This is a genomic window from Longispora albida DSM 44784, assembly GCF_000379825.1.
Classification (GTDB): domain Bacteria; phylum Actinomycetota; class Actinomycetes; order Mycobacteriales; family Micromonosporaceae; genus Longispora; species Longispora albida.
Genome location: NZ_KB903834.1, coordinates 502,600 through 523,376 on the forward strand (window position 1 = coordinate 502,600; position 20,777 = coordinate 523,376).

The window sequence follows — 20,777 nt, forward strand, 5'->3', positions numbered from 1 at the left end:
AGGGAAAAGAACCAGTGCTCACTCGCCGGACCATCGCATTCACCGCTCTCAAGGTGCTGGGGGCCTGGGCCGTCCCGTTCGCCGCCCACGCGGCGGGGGCGGACTTCCTGCTCCCCGTGCTGGTGTGGCTGTGGCTCGCGGCGTTGCTGCGCGGTGGCCGGACGCTGCTCGACCGGCTGGTCCTGTCGGCGGCCGCGCTCTACTCGGCCGTGTGCGTGCTCTGGCTGGTCCCGCTGCCGATGCACCCTGTCCCCGTGGCCGGCATGGCACTGACCGCCCTCGCGCTCGTGCCCCGCGCACCCAGGCTGCCGTGGAAACGGGTACCAGCTGGGGACTGGGGCATCGTGGCGGCAGTCGCCGCAGGTGCGGCCTTCACCGTGTCCCCCTTTGCCGGCAAGGGTTTCCGGGGTCTGCTCGAGGCGTTCTTCGCCGAGGACTTCTCGCGGCACTTCGTGATGTTCGACAGCATCCGGCGGTTCGGCGGCTATCTCTTCTACCACTCGGCCGAGACCTACCCCTATCTCACGGCCTGGCTGCACTACCAGTCGTATCCGCAGGGCTCGCATCTCGTGTCCGCCCTCGCCGCCAACTTCGTCCAGGGCACGACCGATCCCGGCCCCGGCATGGCGGCGCTCAACATCTACATCTGGCTGCACGTGGCGGGCTGGCTGCTGTTCCTGCTGGTCATGCTGTGGGCTGCCCGGTGGATCGCCCGCGCGACCGGCTGGACCAGCCTCACCCTCACCGCCCTGCTCACGATCTTCATCCTGTACGGCGAGCCGGTCATCGTGCTCATGATGTCCTTCCCGTCGGAGATCTCCGGGCTGACGATGGTGGCCATGCTGACGGCGCTGTGCGTCCGGCCCCTGCACCGCACGCGCGAGCAGATCGTCCTCGTCGGGCTGCTCGTCACCGCCGTCGCCCTGACCTACTACCTGTTCCTGCCGCTGGCCGGGCTGATCGCGCTGGCCTGGCTGGTCGTGTACCGCAGGCACGTCCTCCGCCACCGCCTCCTCGCCGCCGTCGTCATGCTGGGCACGGCGGCCGGATCGGCTGTGCTGCCACTGATCGCGGTGTTCGGGGCTCCCGTCGGCGACAACCTCAACCTGCCGGGCAGCTCGCTCACGGGTTCCCGGGTACCGGTCCTGGTGGTCCTCGGCCTCACGCTGCTCGGGATCGTGGCGTCCTGGCGTGACCGGGTGTGGCGGTCGATGGCCCTGGCGGCCGGGATCGCCGTCCTCGCCACGGCCGCGCTCGCCGTGTACCAGCTGTCCACGGTGGGCAGGACGATCTACTACTTCGAGAAGATGTGGCACCAGGCGACCGTGGTCGTCCTCGTCGGTACCGGAGCCTTCGTCGCGCTGATCGTCCGCAATCGCTTCCGGTACGTGACTGGCCTCGTCGTGGTGGCCGTGGCGTTCGTGGTGATGGCGGCGCCGAAGATGCCCGGCGTGCACTCGTGGGGCAAGCGGTACAAGTCGCCGAACCGCGTCGACGGTACCGGGGCCGCGCTCGTCATCGCCGCGCTCAACCGGTGGCCACAGGCCGACGGCCGGGTCGTCCTGGCCGTGTCCGCCGAGAAGGAGTCGGGCTTCAACGCGACCCTCTACAGCGGAACGCTCCAGCACCAGTACCCGGTCGCGGCGAACCTCGCCTACGGCCAGCCCTGGTACCTCGGGGTGCGCGACGAGCAGGGTTACCGGGAACTGCTCCGCACATACCCGATCTGGCTGCGCGTCGTGACCGACCAGCAGTGGATGGCTGACCTGACCACGCAGGTACAGAAAGAGCAGCCCGATCGCGGGATCGAACTGCTCTTCACGCGTACGTCGTAGGGGTCAGGCCCCTGCCGCCAGCTCATTTGCGACGGCGTGCACGACCTCGGCCAGCTGGGCAGCGGCCTTCTTGTCCGGGTACCTGCCGCGCTGGAGGCCGGGCTGCACCTTCACTTCCAGCACCTTGATCATGTCCTCGATGAGGCTGTGCAGCTCCTCCGGCGAGCGCCGCCGCAGCTCGGTCAGCGAGACCGGCTGGCTGAGAAGTTTCACCGACAGTGCCTGGTCGCCACGCCTGCTCTCCACGACGCCGAACTCGACCTTCTGCCCGGGGGTCAGTGCGCCGACGCCGGCGGGCAGGGCCGCCTTGTGCACGAAGACGTCACCGCCGTCGTCCCGGGTGAGGAAACCGAATCCCTTGCCCTCGTCGTACCACTTCACGCGACCGGTGGGCACAGCGAACCTCACACTCTACGGACCAACAGGACTCTTAAGGCTATCGAGGAACGCCGTACGCAGCCAAGTGAGATCGGGGACCACCCGGTCTGCACCAGCGCTGAGCAGCTCTTCCTCACTGTGGGAGCCTGTGGTCACGCCGAGACCGGGAATGCCTGCCAGTCTCGCGGCTTTCATGTCGCCGGGATGGTCACCGACGTAGGCCTCTGCGCCGAGTTCGCGCAGTGCCTCAGCCTTGCCCTCGCCCCAGGCCCAGCCGACGACGTGCTCGACGGACAGGCCAAAGTGGTCGAGGTGCAGCCGGGCGAGATGTTCCTTCTTGCCCGTGATGACGACCGGGGTCGTCGCTTCCAGCGCCTCGCGGGCGCCGGGCAGCAGCGGAATCCGCTCGATCGCGAACTCCGGGTACAGCGCCCGGTACAGCTCGGCCGCCTCGTCGACCTGCTCCGGCGGGAACCACTCGGCCAGCTCTGTCTCCAGTGGCGGGCCGAGCCGGTTCGCGGCGAGCCGGGCGTCGATGAAGACCCCGGTGCGGCGGGTCATCTCCGTGTACACGGCCTCGATGCCCGGCCTGCTGTCGATCAGCGTCATGTCCAGGTCGAAGCCGATGACCGCCATCAGTGCAGGGCGGGGGCGCCGTCGTGCGGGTGCACGTAGGACAGCGACTCGACCGGCAGCGGGAACTCCAGGTCGTCCCCGAACGGCGAGGGCGCGCCAGCCTTGTCGAAGAGAAGCTCGTTCACCGGCAGGTGGCCATCCTTGACGATCACGGCCTTGCGCTCGGGCCCGTTGGCCGCGCGGTGCTGAGCGTTACCCATGCTGGTACTCCTTCGATCAAAGGCGACCGGGACAGTTTGCCACGGCAGGCCCCCTGACCCGCGCCGGGTGTGGCCGCTCGCACAGCGGTCACAACTCGACAAAGCCCTACAAATCTCCACGGTACTGGCGAGCACTGGCTACCGTTGCTGGTTGAGAAATAATCGGCTCTCAGTGGCAACCGGGCACCTGGTGTTCCGCGTCTTATGAGCAAAGCCGTGAACGGGGAAGGAAAGTCATGCCGCTTCGGGCATTCCGGATCAGTGCCGTAGTCGCCGCCGTGGTCGCGGCCGCCGTTTTGGGCGGCGTGTCCGCGTACGCCATCTCCGCCGAGCCGGATGCCCGTTTCCAGCCTGTCGCCGCCACCTCGTCCCCCGCGCCCGCTCCGAGTACCCCGGCCACGACCACTCCGCCGCCGGTCACTGTCGGCCACAGCGGAGCCTGCGAGGCCGGGGAGAAGCAGCGCGAGGTCGAGGACCTGCTGACCAAGATCGGCGGCTTCGGCCCGATCACCGCCGACGGGTACCAGTCCGATCAGGACTGCACCACGATCAAGGCTTTCCAGAAGCGCTACGACATCCGCCCGGCCTCCGGCCGCCCCGGCCCGCTCACCCACGGCATCGCACAGCGCATCGCGGCCTTCGACCCGGCCAGGTGCGAGGCGGGCCCGGGCCTGACGGCCTGTGTGGACCTGACGAACCAGATCACGTGGGCGATGCGCGACGGCCAGGTCGTCCTCGGCCCGACCGTCGTCCGGACGGGCATGGCCGGCGGGTTCCAGACCCCGGCCGGGAAGTACGCGCTGGACCGGAAGAACAATCCCGAGTGGTCGGTGCCCTACAAGGTCAACCTGCCGTACTTCCAGCACTTCCTGAACGGCATGGGCTTCCACGAGACCACGACCTGGATCCACGACTCCTTCGGCTCACACGGCTGCATCAACATGCTCCCAGGCGACGTGAAGGCCCTGTGGGACATGACGAAGGTAGGCACCCCGGTGCATTTGTGGGGTAGGCGCCCCGGCACCTGAGACCTGATGTGAATCGGCCCCGCTGTCGCCAGCGGGGCCCTTTCTTTACGCGAGAGTCGCGGACGTGATCCTCGCCAGAGCGAAGGTGTGCAGGGTTTCGCTGCGCTCGTCCTCGGCGCGCAGGTAGCCGGCGCCGATCGACATCGGGCGGACGAGGCGGTTGATCGTGGAGCCGTGCGGATCCACGTAGCCCACCCAGACCTGTACCTTGTCGCGGATCGCGTCGCGCAGCACCGCCAGGGCCTCGTCGATCGAGGTGCTGACGGCGACCGGGGCCCGGCGGGCGGCGCGGAGCCGGGCGTCGCCGATCCGGATCTCCTCGACCAGGCCGTCGAGGTACGCGCCGGAGGGCTCAGCCGGGGGTACGGCGAGGCGTTCGAACGTGGCGGCCGGGGCGCGCCGGGCGACGACCTTGCTCAGCATGACCACGCCGGTGGCGTCCTCGGGCACGGGCGCGTAGCCGGACTCGCGGAGCGTGTCGACGAGCCGCGCGATCGGGTACGGCGAGATGAGGACGGTCGGGGCCAGCCGGCGGAAGGCCAGGCCGGCCAGGCGCCGGTCGGCGGCGATCTCGGCGAGCAGCGCCTCGTCCTCGCTGCGCAGGTACGCCGAGGCCGAGCCGGCTCGCAGCCCGCCGTGCTTCCGCGACACGTCGTCGATCAGGTACGTGAGGGCCTGCGGGAGGGCCGTGGTCGACCGGCGAGCGAAGAGCGCGTGCAGGTCGGCAGCCGCGTACCCGGCGTCGAGGGCTGCGCGGAGGGAGTCGACGCTGACCCGGTACACACTCGGGGTCTCGCGGACGGCCACTGTGGACAGCTCGGTGGCGAGACCGGAGCTGGGCGGGCCGGGGACGACGATCGTCAGGTCGGCCTGGACCAGCACGTGCTCGACCGGCTCCGGGAGCAGGGCGGCGAGCAGGCTGGCCGGGCCGGGTGGCCGCTCGTGCAGGCCGAGCGGGTCGTCGTCGGGATGCGGGGTGAGCAGCGCCCGGCCGAAGCTGGTCAGACCGCCCCGGCCGATCAGCCCGGTCATGGCCGCCTCGTGCAGCGCGGCGGTCAGCAGGGCCGGCCGGGAGTACCGGCGGGGTGAACGCCAGCGGAGCACATCCAGTACCAGATCGGGATCTGCCCCACTACCTGCCGGAAGCTCGGCGAGCATGCCCAGCACCGCAGCACGCAGGAGCGGGGCACCCGGCCGGGCCAGCTCCCCGGACAGCGCGTTGAACGGCCGGTCGCGCTCGTCGCGCGTGCCGATCAGGCTGGGCTGGCGGGGCATGCGCAGCCAGGCGTCGGCGAGCACGTGCCAGCGGTCGGCGATGCCGGCGAGCAGCCAGACGTCGTAGCCCGGGGTGGGCAGCCAGTCGGCGTCGGACGCGCCGACCAGGCCAGCCGAGTAACCGATCTCCAGGACCAGGCCGGCCAGCTCCTCGTCCACCCCGGAGGTCTTGGCGATCCGCTTCAGCTCGCGGGCGCTGAGGCCGCCGGCCTTGAGCACCGGGGCTGGCAGCGCGCCGAACACGGCCTCGGCGACCCGGACCAGCTCCATCGCCTGCCCGGCCCCGGCCTGGTCGATCGCCTTCCCGCGCTTGTGGAGGGGCAGCTCCGGCGGGACGGGATGCAGCGGGCCGAGCGGGCCGGTGTCGCGGCGGAGCAGCAGGCCCACCTCGCGCGGCAGCTCCACGGCGTCGTCGGAGATCGGGACGAGCAGGCGGCGGTTGAGCAGCCAGCGGACGGGCGAGTCGTCGTTCTTTGCCTCGCGGGCCTCCGACAGCGCGCCGACCGGCGGGCCGGCCGCGAGCGTGTCGAGGACCGCGCGGGACTCCGGCGGGGCCAGCAGGATCGTGCGGCGGAGGGCCGCCGGGTCACCGGCCAGCTTCGCCGCGGCCTCGTCACCCAGCTCGGCCGCCGGGCGGCCCAGCCCGGCCGGATACTGCGAGGTGACCTCGTCGAGCACCGAGACGATCTTCAGCGCGTGGTCGGGGCCGTGCACGATCAGCAGGTCCCGCAGCTTCTCCACCGCCGCCCGCGCCTCGGTGACATGCGGGGAGGCCAGGGTCAGGACGGCGTCCAGCGCGGCGGGCGCGCCGAGCAGCCGCAGGGCGTCGAGGACCTCCAGGGTGAACCGGTCGAGGCCCTCCAGCGCCCGCGCGACCGACAACCGGGTCTGTGCCCTGGTCGCCAGGGCCGACAGGTCACCGGGCAACGGGACGGCGAGGTCGGGGCGGGCACGCAGCAGGGCAGCGAGGGCCTCATCGGGCAGCGCACGCAGATGGTCAGCCAGGCTCGTAGACATCGCTTCCCAAGTTACCTGGACAACGGCTGCCGTGGGCTCCGCACGATCCGAGGCATACTTGAGGGTCTGCCTTGTGGAGGTTGCTGAATGTCCTGCCTCATCGTCCAGAGCGACAAGACTCTGCTCCTTGAAGTCGATCATCCCGATGCCCAGGCCTGCCGCCTGGCCATCGCGCCGTTCGCCGAGCTGGAACGGGCACCGGAGCACGTCCACACCTACCGGGTCACCCCGCTGGGCCTGTGGAACGCACGTGCCGCCGGTCACGACGCCGAATCGGTCGTCGACGCCCTGATCAAGTACAGCCGGTACCCGGTGCCGCACGCGCTCCTGGTCGACGTGGCCGAGACGATGTCGCGGTACGGGCGGCTCCAGCTCGTGAACGATCCGGCGCACGGGCTCGTGCTGCGGACCACCGACCGGGCGGTGCTGGTCGAGGTCGCGAAGGCCAAGCGGCTGGCCGGCATGCTCGGCGGCCGGATCGACGACGACACCATCGCCGTCCACGGCTCCGAGCGCGGCAACGTCAAGCAGGCGCTGCTCAAGCTCGGCTGGCCCGCCGAGGACCTCGCCGGGTACGTGGACGGCGAGGCGCACCCGATCGACCTCGCTGAGGACGGCTGGCACCTGCGGCCGTACCAGGCCGAGGCTGTCGACGGCTTCTGGGCCGGAGGGTCGGGCGTCGTGGTGCTGCCGTGTGGTGCGGGCAAGACGATCGTCGGCGCTGCCGCGATGGCCCGGGCCTCGGCGACGACGCTGATCCTCGTGACGAACACGGTGGCCGGGCGGCAGTGGAAGCGTGAGCTGATCGCGCGTACCTCGCTGACCGAGGACGAGATCGGGGAGTACTCCGGGGAGAAGAAGGAGATCCGGCCGGTCACGATCGCCACGTACCAGGTGCTGACGATGAAGCGCAAAGGCGTGTTCGGGCACCTGGACCTGTTCTCGGCCCGGGACTGGGGCCTGGTCATCTACGACGAGGTGCACCTGCTGCCCGCCCCGATGTTCCGGTTCACCGCCGACCTCCAGGCGCGCCGGCGGCTCGGGCTGACCGCGACGCTGGTCCGCGAGGACGGCCGGGAGGGCGACGTGTTCAGCCTGATCGGGCCGAAGCGGTACGACGCGCCGTGGCGGGACATCGAGAACCAGGGCTGGATCGCGCCGGCCGACTGCTGCGAGGTCCGGGTCACGCTGACCGAGCGCGAGCGGATGGCGTACGCGACGGCGGAGGCCGACGAGCGGTACAGGATGGCGGCCACGTCGGTGTCGAAGCTGCCGGTCATCCGGCGCCTGATCGACCGGCACGCCGAGGAGCAGGTCCTGGTGATCGGCGCGTACCTGGACCAGCTCGACCATCTCGGCGTCGAGCTCGACGCGCCGGTGATCGAGGGCAAGACGTCCAACAAGGAACGCGAGCGGCTGTTCGACCTGTTCCGTACCGGGGAGCTGCGGACGCTCGTCGTGTCGAAGGTGGCCAACTTCTCGATCGACCTGCCGGAGGCCTCGGTCGCCATCCAGGTGTCCGGGACGTTCGGCTCCCGGCAGGAGGAGGCGCAGCGGCTCGGCCGGGTGCTGCGGCCCAAGTCCGACGGGCGGCAGGCGCACTTCTACACGGTCGTCGCGCGGGACACCGTCGACGCCGAGTACGCGGCACACCGGCAGCGGTTCCTGGCGGAGCAGGGCTACGCGTACACCATCGTGGACGCCGACGACGTACTGGCCGCCGAGTAGGCAGCCAGTACGTCGTCGTGGTTGTCAGGCCCCGGTCGACTGCTGGATCGCCGTGACCAGCTTGCTGAAGGTCGGCCGGGCCTCGCCGCAGTCCTCTGCCTCGTACTTCCGGGTGTTGATCGTCAGCTGGTAGTGGAAGCCGTCGGCGCACTTGGCCGTGCCGGTCTTCGCCAGCTCGGTGCCGAGCGCCGGGTTCTGCGTCAGCGAGATGATCTGCGAACGCAACTCGGGGCTCAGCTTGCCACTGCGCGTCTTGCCCGTCCGGTCGGTGACCTGCCAGGTGCCCTGCGGCGAGATCTTCCAGGTGTCCATCACGCCGGCGAAGCCGCCCGTGCGGACCAGGGTGATGTCGGGCAGGCCGGCCGGCAGTTCCGGGCCCTCGGTCGGCCTCGGCGGCTGCGGGGCCGTCGTGCTGCCGGGCTTGCTGGGAGCCGGGGAGGCGGTGCCGCCGCCGGAGGTACCGGGGGCCGGGGTGGCAGAGGAAGAGCCGGGCGTGACCGAGGTCTGCGCGGTGGGGCTGCCGGCCTTCGGCTCCTCCTCGGCTCCGCAGGCGGCCAGGGTGGCGGCGGCGAGGCAGCCGATCAGCAGGACACGGACAGTACGCATGGTTCTCCTAGGTCGTCACTCGCTGCACGAAGGATGTCAGATCGCCGAACCGCGGCATGGGGCCCTGCACCCCGCAGCTCGGGACCACCCCGGACACCGGCCCGGACCTCAGCACCATCGTGATGCCGTCCGGGCAGGTACCGGGCTTGCCAGGCAGGTCGAACTCCGCCTTGAGGGCCGGTGAGTGCACCCGCGAGGTCAGCTCCTGGAGCTGCTCGCCGGTGAGCTTGCCGGTCTTCTTGACCTTCGCGCCGCTGGGGTCGGTGTGCCGCCACGAGCCGTCCGGGGCGATCGTCCACATATCGGACCTACCCGCGATCCCGCCCGTGATCACGATGATCACCTCGGCCGGTACCCGGGTGGCGGACTGGCTGGCCGGCGGCGAGGGCACGGGCGTGGCTGACGGCCTGCTGCTGGACGGCAGGTCACAGCCGGCCAGCGTCAGGGTCAGTGCCAGCGCCGCCAGGGGAAGGCAGGCCAGCGTTGCTCGGGGGGCACGCATAGGGGTGAGACGCGGCGGCTGCCGCTGCGGTTCCCGGCGATCACGAACGGGACTACGGTTTGCGGTGTGGGGATTCTTGACGAGCTCGCTGCGTACCGGCCGGTGACCGACCCGGAGATCCTGGAGACCTACCGGCGCGACGAGGCCGACTTCTGCGCGGCCGGGATGCCGCTGGCGATGCTGCGCCCGTCGACGACCGGCGAGGTCGCGGAGATCGTCCGGATCGCCGGGCGGTACGGGGTGCCGATCGTGCCGCAGGGAGCCAGGACGGGGCTGGCCGGCGGGGCGAACGCCGTCGACGGCTGCCTGATCCTGAGCCTGACCGGCATGAACCAGATCCTGGAGATCGATCCGGTGAACCGGCTCGCCGTCGTGCAGCCGGGCGTGGTCAACTCCGCGATCAGCGCGGCGGTGGCCGAGCACGGGCTGTGGTACCCGCCGGATCCCGGCTCGTGGGAGTCGTCGACGATCGGGGGCAACGTCTCGACCGACGCTGGCGGGATGTGCTGCGTGAAGTACGGCGTGACGAGCCGGTACGTGCTGGGGCTCGAGGTGGTGCTGGCCGACGGCGAGATCCTGCGGACGGGGCGGCGGACGCCGAAGGGTGTGGCCGGGTACGACCTGACCCGGTTGTTCACCGGCGCGGAGGGCACGCTCGGGATCATCACCGAGATCACGCTCGGGCTGCGGCCCCGGCCCGCGGCTGGGCTCAGTATCGCCGCGATCTTCCCGACCACGCAGGCCGCCGGGGCCGCCGTGACGGCCATTGTGGCCGGTGGGCATGTGCCGAGCCTGCTGGAGCTGCTCGACCAGGTCCACCTGCGGGCCATCGAGGACTATCGGCCGATGGGGCTGCGGGCGGACGCGGCGGCCCTGCTGCTGATCGCCGACGACGCGCAGCCACTGGAACCGCTGGCCGAGCTGTGCGCGGCGGCCGGGGCGACCGAGGTGCACGTCGCGACCGACGCGGTCGAGTCAGCGGCGCTGCTGGCCGCGCGGCGGCTGGCCCACCCGGCGATGGAACAGCTCGGGAAGCTCATCATCGACGACGTCGCCGTACCGGTGTCGCGGCTGGCCGAGCTGCTGGACGGCATCGAGCGGATCGCCGGGCGGCACGGGCTGGTGATCGGCGTGGTCGGTCACGCCGGCGACGGGAACATGCACCCGAACATCGTGGTCAGCGACGAGGCTGCCGCCGAGGCGGCCTTCGAGGAGATCATGGCACTCGGGCTGGAACTCGGTGGCACGTGCACCGGGGAGCACGGCGTCGGGCTGCTCAAACGGGACTGGCTTGCCCGCGAGCTGGGCCCGGCCGGTGTCCGGGTACATCACGCGATAAAAGCAGCCCTCGACCCGAGAGGGCTTCTGAACCCAGGGAAAATACTGGCACCTTAGTGACCTGCACATCGAGCTGCGGCCAGCCGACGGTTTCCTCGCGGGGCTTACGGAACCGCCACTCCTCGCGGAGCGGCTGCGGCACCCGCTGGGCGAGCAGCGCGAAGATCCCGCCGCAGACGACGCCGAGCGCGGCCCAGGTGCCGGCCCTGGCCGGGGTCATCTGCGCGCCGTAGAGCTGGCTCCACGCCGCCGCGGAGCTGGCGATCGGGACGGCGACCAGGCCGCCGATCGCGGCACCGAACGGGCCGGACAGGCCACGGCCACCGAACCGCCGGGCCAGCAGGGCCGCGCCGAAGACGGCGACGGCGGCGAGCAGCGCGCGAGGCCGGGCGTCAGCGGAGACGCCCCCGCCGCCCGGCCAGGACAGCAGCCCGGCGACGGCCGCGAGCAACGGGAGCGCCGCGCCCAGGAAAACGCCAGCACTCAACCCAACGATCAGGGTGCTGCTCGGCCGAACGGTGGATGCCATATCGCCACATTACGAAGGCGAGGGACACCGTCCGACGGAAATTGCGTCACAAGTCGGCAACAGAATCAGGCCGGGCCGGGCGGAGAGGGCATTCCGGGCACATCAGATCGTTCAGCGGGCCGGTTCCGGAGCGTAGCCACGGACGTCGGGGGCACCGAGGCGCGCGGCGTCGGCCGTCTGGTCGTCGGGCATGCGCTGCGACTCGCGCTCGGCTTCGACCCGGGCCACGTAGTGGGTGATCTCGTTGGTCAGCTTCTCCGGCGACCAGCCGAGGACCGAGGCCATGATCTGGGCGACGTGCGGGGCCGACTCGACGCCGCGGTGCACGGTCTCGATCGAGATCCGGGTGCGCCGGGTGAGGACGTCGTCGAGGTGCAGCGCGCCCTCGGCGAGGGCGGCGTACGCGACCTCGGCTGCCAGGTACTCGGGGGCGCCCTCGACCGGGCCGGGGTAGTCGGCGGTCAGCCCGAGGACGTCGAGGGACAGGGAGCCGTACCGTTCGAGGAGGTGCTCCAGGACGCCGACCGGTACCCCGTGGCGCCGGGCGAGGTCCGCGCGGTTGCTCCACATCTGCTCGAAGCCGTCCGCGCCGAGGAGCGGCAGGTCGTCGGTACGGGACGGCGGGGTGCCCGGGAGCCGGGAGGCCGCCTTGTCGACCACGTCGGCTGCCATGACCCGGTACGTCGTGTACTTGCCGCCGGCCACGAGCATCAGGCCGAGCATGGGCTCGACGACCGCGTGCTCACGCGAGAGCTTCGAGGTCTCGTCGGACTCGCCGGACAGCAGCGGGCGCAGGCCGGCGTAGACGCCCTCGATGTCGGAGAGCCTGATCGGCCGGTCGAGGACGGCGTTGACGTGGTCGAGCAGGTACGCGATGTCGCGGCCGGAGGCCGCGGGGTGGGCGCGGTCGAGCTGCCAGTCGGTGTCGGTCGTGCCGATGATCCAGTGGCCGCCCCACGGGATGACGAACAGGACGGACTTCTCGGTGCGCAGGATCAGGCCGTCGTCGCCGGAGATCGCCGCACGGGGCACGACGAGGTGGATGCCCTTGGACGCCCGGACACGCAGGCCACGGCCCGCCGTGCCGAGCAGCTCCGAGATGTCGTCGGACCACACGCCGGTGGCGGCGATGACCGTGCGGGCCGCGACGTCGAAGGTCTCGCCCGACTCCATGTCACGGACGCGCACGCCGACGACCTCACGGGCGTCGCGGAGGACCTCGACGACCCGGGTGGAGGTGGCGACGGCCGCGCCGAGGGAGGCCGCGGTACGGGCCATTGTGGCTACGAAGCGCGCGTCGTCGACCTGGCCGTCGTAGTACTTGATCGCGCCGATCAGCTGGTCCTCACGCAGCGAGGGGAACCGGCGCCGGGCCGCGCGGCGGGTCAGGTGCTTGTGCCAGGGGATGCCACGGCCGTAGCCGAGGACGGAGGCCATCGTGTCGTAGAGGGCCACGCCGGCGCCGTAGTAGGCGCGCTGCCAGACGCGCTCCGTCAGGGGTACGAGAAAAGGAACTGGCCGGACCAGGTGCGGGGCCAGGCGGGTCAGCAGCAGGCCTCGTTCACGCAGCGCCTCGTAGACCAGGGGGAACTCCAGCTGCTCCAGGTAACGCAGGCCGCCGTGGATGAGCTTCGAGGAGCGGGAGGACGTCCCGGAGGCGAAGTCGCGGGCCTCGACGAGCGCGACCGACAGGCCGCGGCTCGCGGCGTCGAGCGCCGCCCCGACCCCGGTCACGCCCGCGCCGATCACCAGCACGTCGAACTTCTCGGTGTGCATCCGGGCCAGGTCAGCGGCCCGGCGCTCCGGTGACAGCCGGCTGGCGGCGTAACGGGACTCTCCAGGATCTCTGCGCACAACCACACGGTAACTTCCACAGCCAGTTAACGTCTCCATATGCAGCCGGAATCACGCTCGGTCTGGCCCGTCGTCGGCGCCGTGTTCACAGGCCTGTGGATAACCGGTATCACCTGGTTCCTGCAGGCCGGATGGTGGACGGCGAGTGAGCTGGCCGTGACGGCCGGCGCGACGTTCTATCCGATCTACGCGGCCGCGGTGACGGTGGGTAACGCCGTACTGGTGGCCGGGTCTGCGGCGTTGCTGCTGCTGAGCCCGAGGGTGCGGGTCGTGGGCAAGGTCTGGCTCGGTGCCGCACTGGTGCTGGGTGTGATCGGGCTGGCACGGGCGATCCCCGGGCCGTATCACGAGTGGTTCCTGGCGGCGCAGATCGTGCTGCTGGCCCCGTTCGCGTGGCGGGTCAGAGGCTGGGGCGCGCTGGGCCTGGCGACCGGGCTCGCGGTGGCCGTGCCGTGGGCGTGGGGCGGTTCGCTGGGCGGCTGGGTCGAGTCGCTGCTGGGCGTGGTCCTGGCGTTCGTGGCGGGCTACGCGGCTGGTGGCGTGCTGCGGAGGTTCCCTGGCGGGTTCTGGGCCGGTGGGCTGGTGGCCGGGGTCGCGCTGCTGGTCGTCGCCGCCGGGATCGGGCAGCCGGGAGTCAGCCTCACCCTGATGCTGCTGCTGGCCCCGCTGGGATTCGTCGCGAGTGTGCTGCGGGCACCGGGACAGATCGCCGCCATGACGACTGGCCTTGCGGTTGGGCCGCTGTTGTTCGTCGATCCGGGTGAGTTGTCACTCTCGCTCAACTTCGGATCCCGGGATGTTGGCTATTGGGCAGCGCTGGCGGTCGGCCTCTCGCTGGTCGTCGTGCTGATGTTCATCATTTTGTACGGGGTCGCGGCCCGCCACCCCCTGCCGCATCCCGCCGTCGCGGCGGCGATGGTGCTGATCGTCCTGGCCGGCGGCACGTTCGTCTACTTCGGACTCGGCCAGCCCGGCTGGCACGGCGACCGGCTGTTCGTGGTCCTCAAGTCCCAGGCGGATGTCGGCGGGCTGAAGGGAGCCCCGGCCGTCCACGAGCGGCTGACCAGCCACGCGGCGAGCACGCAGCAGGGGCTGCGCAAAGCCCTCGGCGAACGCGGCCTGAAGTACAAGCCGTACTACCTGGTGAACGCGATCGAGGTCTGGGCGAGCGACCCGGTGACCCGGGGCTGGCTGTCCTCGCGCAGCGACGTGGACCGGGTACTGGGGAATCCGGAGCTGAGGCCGGTCCCGGAACGGCCTGAGCCGTTGAAGGGGGACAAAGCGGCGCCGTCGAGTCCGCTGTGGAACGTGGAGATTATCGGAGCCCCGGCGGCGTGGGCATCCGGGGCACGCGGGCAGGGTGTCGTGATCGGCAGCTCCGACTCCGGCGTCGACGGGACACATCCGGCCATCGCCGCCGGGTGGCGGGGTGGCAGCGACTCGTGGCTCGACCCCTGGTACGGGACGAAGACGCCGACGGACCTGAACGGGCACGGGACACACACGGTCGGCAGCGCGGCGGGAAAGAACGGGGTCGGCGTCGCGCCGGACGCCCAGTGGATCGGCTGCGTGAACCTCGGCCGGAACATGTCCAACCCGGCGTCCTACCTGGACTGCATGGAGTTCATGCTCGCGCCGGGCGGCAACCCGGCCCGGGCAGCGAACGTGCTGAACAACTCGTGGGGCTGCCCGGTGCAGGAGGGCTGCGATCCGCAGACGTTCGCGCCCGCCGTACGGGCACTGCGCGCGGCCGGGATCTTCTTCGTCGTGTCGGCGGGGAACACCGGGCCGTTCTGCCAGAGCGGGCGGGACGTGCCGTCGCGGTACACCGAATCGTTCTCGGTCGGGGCGGTCAACAAGGACCGGCAGGTGACGTCGTTCTCCAGCCGGGGGCCGGTGGCAGGGCGCATCAAGCCGGACATCACCGCGCCGGGCGCCGCAATCCTCTCCGCCCTGCCGGGCGGCGGTTACGGCGAACTGGACGGCACCTCGATGGCCGGGCCGCACGTCGCCGGAGTGGTGGCCCTGATCTGGTCGGCGAATCCGGAGCTGGCCGGCAACGTGGAGCGCACCGAGCAGATCCTCCGGGAGACGGCGAGCCCGGTGACGGCAGTGGACTCCGAGAGCCAGCCGATCGGCGAGTGCGGCGACACCCGCAACGTGACCGGTGCCGGGCTGGTGAGCGCCTCCGGCGCTGTGGCGCTCGCTCGCTCCGCTCGCTGAACGCTCACTGACGCTCACTACGTTCGCTCAACGCTCACTTCGTTCGCTGACGTTCGCTGGGCAGCGCCACGTGGCCGCTACCGCGGCCACAACGACCCGGCTCCGCCGGCCTGCCGGCCGGCCGCCGGCTCCGCCTTCACGGGCCCCAGCCTCCACGGCCCGCCTCGCCCCCACCCCGGCCCCCGTCCAGCCAAGGCTCACCCCCAGCCTCACAAAGCCCCCACCCAAACCTCAGCCGACCGGCCAAGCACGACAGGAAATGCGCCAGCTCCCCAGCGCACCCCGTGTGACCATGGCCCCATGACGACGAACCACGTCCGGCCACGCCCCGCGACCCCAGCCGACCAGGCCGAACTGCTCGACCTGTGGGCGCTGCTGTTCGACGAGGACCCCACAGCGCCTGAGGAGCCGTGGCGGCAGCACGCGGCTGGCTGGTTCACCCGCTTCGCCGACGACCCGGCCGGTGCGCGCTTCCCGGTGATCGAGGTCGGCGGGGCCATCGTCGCCACGGCGATCGGCACCCTCGAACTCGGTGTGCCCAACCCCCAGTGCCCGAAGGGGCGCACCGTGCGCCTCGCGAACGTCATCACCCTGCCCGGGCACCGCGGGCACGGTTACGGCACGGCACTCGTCCTGGACGTGCTCGGCTGGGCCAGGTCCATCGACGCCGACCGCGTCGACCTGAGCGCCACCCCCGAGGGCCAGCGGCTGTACGAACGGCACGGCTTCACAGTGACCTCGGCCCCGCGGATGAAACTCATGCTCTGAGGTGTGAGCCAGGACCTCTCAGCCCGCCACCGGCAGGCTCAGCCGGAACCGGGCTCCGACCTCGCTGCTCTCCAGGGACACCCGGCCACCGTGTGCCTGCGCGATCCCGGCCACGATCGCCAGGCCCAGGCCCGAGCCGCCCTGGGCTGCCGCCCGGGCCACCCCGGCCCGGTAGAACCGGTCGAAGACGCGGTCGGCGTGTTCGGCGGGGATGCCCGGGCCGACGTCCGCGACGTCCACGTAGCCCGGCCCGACCGTGACCCGCACCGGGCCCGTCGTGTGCCGGAGGGCGTTGTCGACCAGGTTGCTGATCGCCTGGCGGAGCCGCACCGGGTCGCCGGAGACCACAGTGGACACCCCGTCCAGCGTCACCCGGTCCGACAGGTCGTCGAGGACGATGTCTGCTGCCAGGTCGAGTAGGTCGACGCGCTGCCGCTCGGTGCGTGCCTGCTCTCCCGAGTCGATCTGGGCCAGCAGGAGCAGGTCGTTCACGAGGCCGGTCATCCGGACGGCCTGCTTGCCGATCCGGTCCATGATCTGGGCCGTGCTCTCGTCGCTGAGCGTCGGGCGCTGCTGCTGGTACATGTCGGCGTAGCCACGGATCGTCGTCACCGGGGTGCGCAGCTCGTGCGAGGCCTCCCCCATGAAGCGGCGCATCCGTTCGGCCGTGTCCAGGGCCGAGCGCTCCGAGGCCTGCCTGGCCAGCAGGTCCGCCTCCATCCGGCCGAGTGACCGGGCCAGCCACCAGCACGCGAGGCCGAGGAGCAGGAGCGCCGCCGCCGAGACGCCGATGTTGATCCGGGTCATCCGGCCGACGATCCGGTCGACGTTGGCGAGGCTCACCGAGACCGCCAGGTATCCGCGCGGGTCGGCGACCCTGACGACCAGCCAGTCGCCCTTCTCGAACGGCTGGCCGAGCTTGCCCGGCTTGACGTCCGGCGGCTTCTGGTCACCGGAGTCCAGTGTGGACAGCAGCTCGCCGTCCGCCGAGTAGCTCTGGACGACGAAGTCGCTGGGGAGTTCCTGCCGGGGCCGGTTGGCCGGGCCGGGGGCCGGCCGCTGGAGCATGCGCGCCCGTTCGGCTGTCGTCATGAGCCGCTGCTCGGTCTGCTTGACGAGGTAGCCGCGGAGCAGCCGGGTACCGGCGAATCCCGTGACGAACAGGGTGACCGTGACGAGGGCGAGCACGCCGGCCACGAGCCGGAGCCACAGGGGTGCCCGCCTCATGCGCGGGGCGCCCGGAGGACGTAGCCGACCCCGCGCAGGGTGTTGATCAGGTTGGGGCCGCCGGTGTCGAGCTTCTTGCGCAGGTAGGAGATGTACAGCTCGACGATGTTGGCCTCACCGTTGTAGTCCTGGCCCCAGACCCGGTCGAGGATCTGCGCCTTCGACACCACCCGGCCAGCGTTGACCAGGAGGTAGTGCAGCAGCCGGAACTCGGTCGGCGACAACGCCAGCGGCTGGCCGTCCCTGCGCGCCTCGTGGCTTTCCGGGTCGAGTTCGAGGTCGGCACACACCAGCAGCGCGGACTCCTGGCCGGGCGTGCGGCGCAGGACGGCGTGGATCCGGGCGATCAGCTCGTCGAGCGCGAAGGGCTTGGTGACGTAGTCGTCGCCGCCGAGGGTCAGGCCGGCCACGCGGTCGTCGAGGTCGGAGCGGGCGGTCAGGAAGACCACAGGTGTGTCCACAGTGGCGCGGAGCTGCTTGAGAACGGCGAAGCCGTCGGTGTCCGGGAGCATCACGTCGAGGATGATCAGGTCGGGGCGGTTCCCGCCGGCCGCCCGCAGAGCCTCGGCACCGGTCCCGACGGCGGTGACGTCGAATCCGGCGTACTGGAGGCTGCCGGTGAGAAGTTCCCGGATTTCCGGTTCGTCCTCCACCAGGAGCAGCCGGGTACTCATCGCGGCTCCTCGGTGACCCTCACTCCTTCACCTTAGTCATTCGCATGGCGGCAGCCAGGCACGATAAGGTCGCGCGCCACACCCTTACCGAACACGAATATCGAACTCGCTACACGAACACGAACGGGGATCCGAACGTTGCGTACCACCCTGCCCCTCGCCGTGGCCGCCCTCGGCCTGATCGCCCTCGCCGGATGCGGCTCGCCGGCCGAGAAGCCCGCCGCACAGGCCTCCGCCCCCAGTACTCAGGCCGCCAGCGCGGCACCCTCCGCCCCGCCGCTGTCCCGGGTGGATCTCCGCCCGCGCGTGAAGGCCGCGGCCCTGACCGCCGAGGACTGGACGGCCGCTGGCAACGCCGGCCAGCCAGAGTCCGAGAAGGTGGACCCGTCTGCCTCCCCGAGGGTCCTGGGGTGGTGTGACCCCCGGATCTCCAGTGACGACGACATTCTCGTCGAGTTCGAGCGCAAGTGGTCCGGAGCGACGTCGGACACCCTGGGGTACGGCAAGTCCATCGCGGCCACCATCATCGAGGAGGCGAAGAAGGCCATGTCCGTCTGCTCCGACTACGACAGGGGCACCTCCAAGGTCTCCGTGGCCAGCGAGTTCACCGTGCCAGCTCAGCCGGGCGTCACCGCGCAGCACAGTTACTGCGTGACCGCCAGGTTCGACAAGGGCACCACCAACAGCGCGTGCTTCGTGATCCTCGCCCGGGACGTGCCCGGCGGCACGATCGTGAGCAGGACACACGTCCAGAGTGGCAGTGTGGACAATGCCAAGGAGTTCCTCAGCGAACTCATCCCGGCTCTCGCCGCCAACATCACCAAGGCCTGACCAGCCGGCTCAGCCCCGTACGTCACATGTCCTCGAGTTCGCGGCCACGGGTCTCGGTGACCGCGCGGAACACGAAGACCAGGGCGAGCAGGGCGAACACTGTGTACAGCCCGTAGGCGAGGACGAGGCTCACGTTCGACAGCGGCGGGAAGGTGACCGTGATCAGCCAGTTGGCCACCCACTGGGCCGCCGCCGCGACCGCCAGCGCTGTCGCGCGGATCTTGTTGTTGAACATCTCGCCGAGCAGTACCCAGACCACCGGGCCCCAGCTCATGCCGAAGGCGAAGACGTAGACGTTGGCCGCGACCAGTGCGGCGTTGCCGGCCAGCGGGCCGAGGACGAGGTCCTTGCCGGAGCCGGTCGCCGTGCTGAACGCCCAGGCCATCGTGCCGAGCGAGAGCACCATGCCGGCCGCGCCGATCAGGAGCAGCGGTTTGCGGCCGATCCGGTCGATCAGCGCGATCGCGACCAGGGTGGTGACGATGTTGACGATCGACGTGATGACGGAGGTGAGCATCGCGTCGGACTCGGTGAAACCGACGGCCTGCCAGAGCGTCGTCGAGTAGTAGAAGATCACGTTGATCCCGACGAACTGCTGGAAGGCCGACAGCAGGATGCCGACCCAGACGATCGGCAGCAGGCCGAGCACCGGGCCGCGCAGCGACTTCAGGTTCACCACCTGGTCGCCGCCGGCCAGGGACTTCACGATCTCCGAGAGGCGTACCTCGACGTCGCCGCCGACGAAGCGCTTGAGGACCCGGCGCGCCCCGTCCAGATCTTTGATCTTCACCAGGTACCGGGGCGACTCGGGAATCTGGAGGGCCAGGACGCCGTACACGAGTGCCGGGAGCAGCGCCGAGGCGAACATCCACCGCCATGCCGTCCCGCCCCACGGTGCCTCACCGCTCGCGCCGCCCGAGACGTCGGCGATGACGTAGTCGACGAGCAGCGAGGCGAAGATCCCGCACACGATCGCGAGTTGTTGCAGTGAGCCGAGCCTGCCCCGGATGTCGGCGGGGGCGATCTCCGCGATGTAGGCGGGCGCGATCACGGAGGCGGCCCCGATCGCGAAGCCGCCGACGAGCCGCCAGAAGGTGAGGCTGACCGGGCCGACGGCCAGCGCCGACCCGACGGCGCTGATCGCGAACAGCGAGGCCGCGACGACCATCACCCGCAGCCGTCCCCAGCGGTCGGCCAGCGGGCCCGCGTACCAGGCGCCGGCCGCGCAGCCGAGCAGCGCAGACGAGACGACGAAGCCGAGGACGGTCGACGACAGGTTGAACTCGGTCTCGATGGCGTCCACCGCACCGTTGATGACGGCCGTGTCGTAGCCGAACAGGAAGCCGCCCAGTGCCGCCGCGCCGGCCACGAAGACGACCGCCCCGCTACGCTCCGGATGACTCGTCATGCTTTGTCCAGCCTTTTCCGGTTCAGCCATACCCGGACGGTACCCGGCTAGGCTGCATCGCATGGGCCGAATCACCCCGCCGCCGACCCTGGCGCACTCCGAGCTCGGCATCGTCAGCCGGGAGGCCCCGGTCCTGCGCGCCGACACCTGCCTGACGGAGGGCGGGCTGGGGCTACGCGCACTGGTACCGGTCATCGGCGGCCAGATCGCAGGCCGCGCGGAGGCCCAGCTCGCCGCCGTCGGCCGGGTGCTCGGCGAGCCGGTGCCCGAGATCGGCCCGCTGTTCGATGACTACTGCTCCCAGGCCGGCACGGCGCTCGTCGAGCTGGTCACGTACCGGACGGCCTGGCTGGCCATCGCGGGCCCGCTGACCATCGAGCCCGGTACGCCCAGGCAGCCCCGGCCACAGGGGCATCCACTGGAGTGCGCGCTGCGGCGTACCACCTCACAGCTTCGCTTTCCGCAGCAGCCAGCGGTCGTGACCCTGGTCAGCAGCGGTGAACTATTGATCAAAGCCGATGATTGTCCGGTCTGTCACCCCGAGCCGCTGTTCGGGCTGTTCGAGGCGGCCGGGCTGCCGATCGCTATCATCGGTCAGGAAACGGCGACCACCGCCCCGGTGGCTGCCTGGGCGATCGGCCACGAGGGTGTGCGCACCGACGCCATCGGGCATCCGATCAGCCGCAGGCTCGCCGCACTGATCGGAAGGTAAGTATTCGC

Annotated in this window: 19 protein-coding genes; 8 read left to right on the top strand and 11 right to left on the bottom strand. The window is 70.9% G+C overall.

The genetic code is table 11. The features are described 5' to 3' along the window. Positions 1–14: 14 nt before the first annotated feature. Positions 15–1,835, top strand: coding sequence for a hypothetical protein (locus tag A3G1_RS0122890; protein ID WP_018351829.1), 1,821 nt, complete (start codon positions 15–17; stop codon positions 1,833–1,835). 3 nt (positions 1,836–1,838) lie between these two features. On the opposite strand, the gene A3G1_RS42230 is transcribed toward A3G1_RS0122890, so the two are convergent. From A3G1_RS42230 to A3G1_RS0122905, 3 genes are read right to left on the bottom strand one after another with little or no spacing between them, the layout of a single operon-like run. Beyond that, entirely contained in the window at positions 1,839–2,231 is a 393-nt protein-coding gene (locus A3G1_RS42230; RefSeq protein ID WP_026212422.1) for a cold shock domain-containing protein, read from the bottom strand. Positions 2,232–2,246: 15 nt separating this feature from the next. Next, the gene (locus A3G1_RS0122900) at positions 2,247–2,849 is read right to left on the bottom strand and encodes an HAD family hydrolase (protein WP_018351831.1); all 603 of its coding nucleotides are present in this window, start codon (positions 2,847–2,849) and stop codon (positions 2,247–2,249) included. Beyond that, a complete protein-coding gene (locus tag A3G1_RS0122905) occupies positions 2,849–3,049 on the bottom strand; it encodes a hypothetical protein (RefSeq protein WP_018351832.1) in 201 nt (66 codons plus the stop codon). The genes A3G1_RS0122900 and A3G1_RS0122905 overlap by 1 nt, the downstream gene beginning before the upstream one ends. 236 nt (positions 3,050–3,285) lie before the next feature. On the opposite strand from A3G1_RS0122905, the gene A3G1_RS0122910 reads away from it, so the two are divergent. Then, a complete protein-coding gene (locus A3G1_RS0122910; protein WP_018351833.1) occupies positions 3,286–4,077 on the top strand; it encodes a L,D-transpeptidase family protein in 792 nt (263 codons plus the stop codon). A 45-nt stretch (positions 4,078–4,122) separates the two neighbouring features. On the opposite strand, the gene A3G1_RS0122915 is transcribed toward A3G1_RS0122910, so the two are convergent. Continuing rightward, positions 4,123–6,369 (bottom strand): helicase-associated domain-containing protein, encoded by a 2,247-nt coding sequence (locus A3G1_RS0122915; RefSeq protein WP_018351834.1) that lies wholly within the window; start codon positions 6,367–6,369, stop codon positions 4,123–4,125. 87 nt (positions 6,370–6,456) lie between these two features. On the opposite strand from A3G1_RS0122915, the gene A3G1_RS0122920 reads away from it, so the two are divergent. Beyond that, entirely contained in the window at positions 6,457–8,097 is a 1,641-nt protein-coding gene (locus A3G1_RS0122920; RefSeq protein WP_018351835.1) for a DNA repair helicase XPB, read from the top strand. 24 nt (positions 8,098–8,121) lie between these two features. Here A3G1_RS0122920 and A3G1_RS0122925 read toward each other — a convergent pair whose 3' ends face one another. Continuing rightward, positions 8,122–8,703, bottom strand: coding sequence for a hypothetical protein (locus tag A3G1_RS0122925; protein WP_018351836.1), 582 nt, complete (start codon positions 8,701–8,703; stop codon positions 8,122–8,124). Positions 8,704–8,710: 7 nt separating this feature from the next. Further along, positions 8,711–9,205, bottom strand: coding sequence for a hypothetical protein (locus A3G1_RS0122930; protein ID WP_018351837.1), 495 nt, complete (start codon positions 9,203–9,205; stop codon positions 8,711–8,713). A gap of 66 nt (positions 9,206–9,271) precedes the next feature. On the opposite strand from A3G1_RS0122930, the gene A3G1_RS0122935 reads away from it, so the two are divergent. Next, positions 9,272–10,600, top strand: a complete 1,329-nt coding sequence (locus tag A3G1_RS0122935) for an FAD-binding oxidoreductase (RefSeq protein ID WP_018351838.1) — start codon at positions 9,272–9,274, stop codon at positions 10,598–10,600. On the opposite strand, the gene A3G1_RS40740 is transcribed toward A3G1_RS0122935, so the two are convergent. Then, the gene (locus A3G1_RS40740) at positions 10,482–11,072 is read right to left on the bottom strand and encodes a hypothetical protein (RefSeq protein WP_157641291.1); all 591 of its coding nucleotides are present in this window, start codon (positions 11,070–11,072) and stop codon (positions 10,482–10,484) included. The genes A3G1_RS0122935 and A3G1_RS40740 overlap by 119 nt on opposite strands. A 111-nt stretch (positions 11,073–11,183) precedes the next feature. After that, the gene (locus A3G1_RS0122940) at positions 11,184–12,965 is read right to left on the bottom strand and encodes a glycerol-3-phosphate dehydrogenase/oxidase (protein ID WP_051110617.1); all 1,782 of its coding nucleotides are present in this window, start codon (positions 12,963–12,965) and stop codon (positions 11,184–11,186) included. Between A3G1_RS0122940 and A3G1_RS0122945 the strand changes: the two genes are divergently transcribed. Both A3G1_RS0122945 and A3G1_RS0122950 read left to right on the top strand, forming a co-directional pair. Further along, positions 12,966–15,149 (top strand): S8 family serine peptidase, encoded by a 2,184-nt coding sequence (locus tag A3G1_RS0122945; RefSeq protein ID WP_018351840.1) that lies wholly within the window; start codon positions 12,966–12,968, stop codon positions 15,147–15,149. Between the two features lie 300 nt (positions 15,150–15,449). Beyond that, positions 15,450–15,917, top strand: a complete 468-nt coding sequence (locus A3G1_RS0122950; protein WP_018351841.1) for a GNAT family N-acetyltransferase — start codon at positions 15,450–15,452, stop codon at positions 15,915–15,917. 18 nt (positions 15,918–15,935) lie between these two features. Here A3G1_RS0122950 and A3G1_RS36315 read toward each other — a convergent pair whose 3' ends face one another. Continuing rightward, on the bottom strand, positions 15,936–17,144 hold the full coding sequence (locus tag A3G1_RS36315; RefSeq protein WP_085985723.1) for a sensor histidine kinase: 1,209 nt from the start codon (positions 17,142–17,144) through the stop codon (positions 15,936–15,938). Then, complete coding sequence (locus tag A3G1_RS0122960; RefSeq protein ID WP_018351843.1) at positions 17,141–17,818, bottom strand: response regulator transcription factor; 678 nt, start codon at positions 17,816–17,818, stop codon at positions 17,141–17,143. The genes A3G1_RS36315 and A3G1_RS0122960 overlap by 4 nt, the downstream gene beginning before the upstream one ends. Positions 17,819–17,956: 138 nt before the next feature. Here A3G1_RS0122960 and A3G1_RS36320 point away from each other — a divergent pair, with 138 nt between their 5' ends. Further along, positions 17,957–18,649, top strand: a complete 693-nt coding sequence (locus A3G1_RS36320) for a hypothetical protein (RefSeq protein WP_018351844.1) — start codon at positions 17,957–17,959, stop codon at positions 18,647–18,649. A gap of 22 nt (positions 18,650–18,671) precedes the next feature. Here A3G1_RS36320 and A3G1_RS0122970 read toward each other — a convergent pair whose 3' ends face one another. After that, positions 18,672–20,087, bottom strand: coding sequence for a sugar porter family MFS transporter (locus tag A3G1_RS0122970; RefSeq protein WP_157641292.1), 1,416 nt, complete (start codon positions 20,085–20,087; stop codon positions 18,672–18,674). Between the two features lie 31 nt (positions 20,088–20,118). Between A3G1_RS0122970 and A3G1_RS0122975 the strand changes: the two genes are divergently transcribed. Beyond that, positions 20,119–20,769 (top strand): hypothetical protein, encoded by a 651-nt coding sequence (locus tag A3G1_RS0122975; RefSeq protein ID WP_018351846.1) that lies wholly within the window; start codon positions 20,119–20,121, stop codon positions 20,767–20,769. Positions 20,770–20,777: the final 8 nt, after the last annotated feature.

Coding starts and splice junctions, on each gene's coding strand:
- A3G1_RS0122900 (WP_018351831.1), bottom strand. CDS start 2,849: ATGGCGGTCATCGGCTTCGACCTGGACATGACGCTGATCGACAGCAGG.
- A3G1_RS0122905 (WP_018351832.1), bottom strand. CDS start 3,049: ATGGGTAACGCTCAGCACCGCGCGGCCAACGGGCCCGAGCGCAAGGCC.
- A3G1_RS0122910 (WP_018351833.1), top strand. CDS start 3,286: ATGCCGCTTCGGGCATTCCGGATCAGTGCCGTAGTCGCCGCCGTGGTC.
- A3G1_RS0122915 (WP_018351834.1), bottom strand. CDS start 6,369: ATGTCTACGAGCCTGGCTGACCATCTGCGTGCGCTGCCCGATGAGGCC.
- A3G1_RS0122920 (WP_018351835.1), top strand. CDS start 6,457: ATGTCCTGCCTCATCGTCCAGAGCGACAAGACTCTGCTCCTTGAAGTC.
- A3G1_RS0122925 (WP_018351836.1), bottom strand. CDS start 8,703: ATGCGTACTGTCCGTGTCCTGCTGATCGGCTGCCTCGCCGCCGCCACC.
- A3G1_RS0122930 (WP_018351837.1), bottom strand. CDS start 9,205: ATGCGTGCCCCCCGAGCAACGCTGGCCTGCCTTCCCCTGGCGGCGCTG.
- A3G1_RS40740 (WP_157641291.1), bottom strand. CDS start 11,072: ATGGCATCCACCGTTCGGCCGAGCAGCACCCTGATCGTTGGGTTGAGT.
- A3G1_RS0122940 (WP_051110617.1), bottom strand. CDS start 12,965: ATGGAGACGTTAACTGGCTGTGGAAGTTACCGTGTGGTTGTGCGCAGA.
- A3G1_RS0122945 (WP_018351840.1), top strand. CDS start 12,966: ATGCAGCCGGAATCACGCTCGGTCTGGCCCGTCGTCGGCGCCGTGTTC.
- A3G1_RS0122950 (WP_018351841.1), top strand. CDS start 15,450: ATGACGACGAACCACGTCCGGCCACGCCCCGCGACCCCAGCCGACCAG.
- A3G1_RS36315 (WP_085985723.1), bottom strand. CDS start 17,144: ATGAGGCGGGCACCCCTGTGGCTCCGGCTCGTGGCCGGCGTGCTCGCC.
- A3G1_RS0122960 (WP_018351843.1), bottom strand. CDS start 17,818: ATGAGTACCCGGCTGCTCCTGGTGGAGGACGAACCGGAAATCCGGGAA.
- A3G1_RS0122970 (WP_157641292.1), bottom strand. CDS start 20,087: ATGGCTGAACCGGAAAAGGCTGGACAAAGCATGACGAGTCATCCGGAG.
- A3G1_RS0122975 (WP_018351846.1), top strand. CDS start 20,119: ATGGGCCGAATCACCCCGCCGCCGACCCTGGCGCACTCCGAGCTCGGC.